2 protein-coding genes are annotated in these 2,752 nt (G+C 45.5%); both read right to left on the bottom strand.

The features are described 5' to 3' along the window. Positions 1-325 precede the first annotated feature (325 nt). On the bottom strand, positions 326-1,621 hold the full coding sequence (locus tag ABF638_RS37615; protein WP_435027826.1) for an NAD(P)/FAD-dependent oxidoreductase: 1,296 nt from the start codon (positions 1,619-1,621) through the stop codon (positions 326-328). A gap of 212 nt (positions 1,622-1,833) precedes the next feature. Further along, positions 1,834-2,752, bottom strand: a 919-nt coding sequence (locus tag ABF638_RS37620; protein ID WP_435027827.1) for a permease, incomplete at its 5' end; no start/stop codon positions are given.

Below are 2,752 nucleotides of genomic sequence, written 5' to 3' on the forward strand. Positions count from 1 at the left end.
GGTCTGAGAATCTAGAGACTGTAACCTTCTCTTTTTTTTCAGCAAGCCCTAATTAATCACTCATTCAAATGGTTGCGTGACTGTTGCCGATAAGAACAAAGTGCCAATAACTCAGTATCGAATGGCACGCTTGTTAAGCTGAAGGGTATGCAGCGTAAGGATGCTCCAGGAGCAGGGGGCAGGGGCGCAGAGGGGAATTTCTAAATATCTGAACGCAATGCTTAAACTTCTTCTTTCTCCCCTGCACCCCTGCTGCCTCAACGATTTCTCCTTTTCTTAGTGCCATTCACTCCAGTAGAGTTGCGATCGCGGCGATTGCTAATCTTCATCCTTTTACTTGAATCAGTTCTGCGCTGGGAACAATCGGTTCTACCAGAGGCAGACCGATCGCCCCAAAAGCCCAACGCTCAAACCAAGGAATCGTCCAGCCCAGGCGCATTTTCATCAGAAAATATTTCTCGAATCCTGTTTTCATCCAAGACACCCAGATACCGTTAAAGGTTAAGGCACGGTGGCGATGTCCTGTCTCATCTGGGAGGAGTGGATCTGCTAAAAACAGCGCTCCAGTATCGCCAAAATTAGCGAAGCAAACGGCCTGTAGAGTTGGTTTGATCTGATATCCAGAAATAACCCCTAATTCCAGGGCAATATTATGGGCAACAGCCAGCGCCATTTCTTCGGACATCAACCCCACTTTGGGAGCGTCCGTAGGGATGGGGGTTTGCTCTATTGCTTTGAGTTGGGTGATCACTCCTACGGCGTAAATCGACTCAAAGTCAGGGTGACGATAGGTAGGCAATACAGGTATAAACCCCTTGGCATCAGTTAGCCCCGGTGCTTCACGCAGGAAGCGTGGGCCGCGAAACGGCGGCAAAACCATCACAAATTTAGCTGGAATTCTCCGTCCATCAGCCAGATAAACCGCGTCAGGTTCAAAATGGGAAATGGCGGTATTTTCCATCAACTCAATTTCCCGATCCGCCATGAATTTGCGGATTAGCCACCGGGAGTTAGCCATACCGCCAATGCCCAGATGTCCGGCGTAAGGTTCTGAGGTAATGAAGGTAATCGGGACTTGCGATCGCAATTTCTTCTGCTTCAAAACGTGATGGATCAAGAAGGCAAATTCATAGGCGGGGCCAAAACAACTTGCTCCCGGTGCTGCGCCTACCACAACCGGGCCTGGATCGTCTAAAAATTTCTCCCATGCAACACCTGCCAACACAGCATGGTGCGGATTACAAACCGACTGGGTATAACCACCTTCTGGCCCTAATCCCGGTAGGGCATCCAGCGCTAGTTCTGGCCCCGTGGCAATGACGGCATAATCGTAGTCTAATGTTTGATTGCTCATCGTTATCTGACGAGACTTCGGATCAATGGCGGTGACGGCAGCATGAATAAACTCAATACCATGCTGAGGAACAATCTTGGCTAAATCTAATTGAATGCGATCGAGGGACTTTAACCCTAATCCGACCCAAGGCAAGGAAGGAACAAATGTAAACTTTGGTTGATTAGAAATTAGTATAATCTGATGTTTACGCGGCAGTATATGCCTCAGTTCATAAGCAGCAGGCAATCCTCCCAGTCCAGCACCAATGACAACAACACGAGCCATAATAACGACTCCTAAAGGTAATTTCTCAAGTTGAGTTTTTAACTAATGCCTTTTTACTCCCATCTTTATTCAAAAGAGTTTTAGGCGGGGTTTGAATTTAAAATAACACGATTACATTACTATATAGTAATATTGTTGGTAAACTGAAACGTTTCAAAATTTGCCAAGCGATCGCAACTCCTGATTTCATCAGCCTGACTAAGTGGGGTAAGTCAATTAATTATGGCGTTGAATATGTAGCCGATGCTGATAATGCCAATGGTCATTAACCCGACAAATACGGCTAATAATTGGGGTCGTAGCACTTTTTTGAGAATCACCATTTCAGGAAGAGATAGTGCTGTTACCGCCATCGTGAAGGCTAAAACTGTACCCATAGGCATTCCTTTATTTACTAAAGCTTCAGTAATCGGCATTACACCTGCAATATTTGCATAGAGTGGAACACCCAAAATTACTGCGATCGGCACTGCAAAAGGATTATTCGCACCTGCATATTGAGTAATAAAATCTGTCGGCACATAACCATGAATCCCCGCACCGATCGCAATTCCACCCACCACATAAAGCCACACCGATCGCACAATTTCGCTGGATTGGAATCTTCCTTGCTTAAATCTTTGTCCCCAAGTTAACGCAACTGGTTCTAAGTTGTCTTCCCCTTCTAGAGGCATTGCTTGACGAGATTTTTGCAGTTCCCAAACAAATGGTTCTACCCATTTTTCTAATTTTAGGAGTCCGATGATATATCCAGAGGCGATCGCTAAACCCACGCCAAAGCCAATGTAGATCAGCGTCACCTTCAACCCAAATAATCCCCAGAGAAGGATAACAGCAACCTCATTTACCATTGGCGCTGCCATCAGATAAGAAAAGGTCACACCTAGAGGTACACCTGCTTCTAAAAAGCCGATAAACAAAGGAACCGCAGAACAAGAACAGAATGGTGTGACGATTCCTACCATTGCTGCCAAAACATTTCCTGCAAAAGTGCGCTTTCCTTCTAGCAAAGAGCGAACGCGCTCTGGTTCTAAAAAGCTTTGAAATGTCCCAACAATAAAGCTAATTACAATCAGTAATGTTAAGACTTTTGGCACATCGTAAAGAAAGAAGTGCAGACTCGATCCTAAA

It is taken from the genome of Nostoc sp. CALU 1950 (assembly GCF_051172895.1).
Classification (GTDB): Bacteria; Cyanobacteriota; Cyanobacteriia; order Cyanobacteriales; family Nostocaceae; genus Nostoc; species Nostoc edaphicum_A.

Coding starts and splice junctions, on each gene's coding strand:
- ABF638_RS37615 (WP_435027826.1), bottom strand. CDS start 1,621: ATGGCTCGTGTTGTTGTCATTGGTGCTGGACTGGGAGGATTGCCTGCT.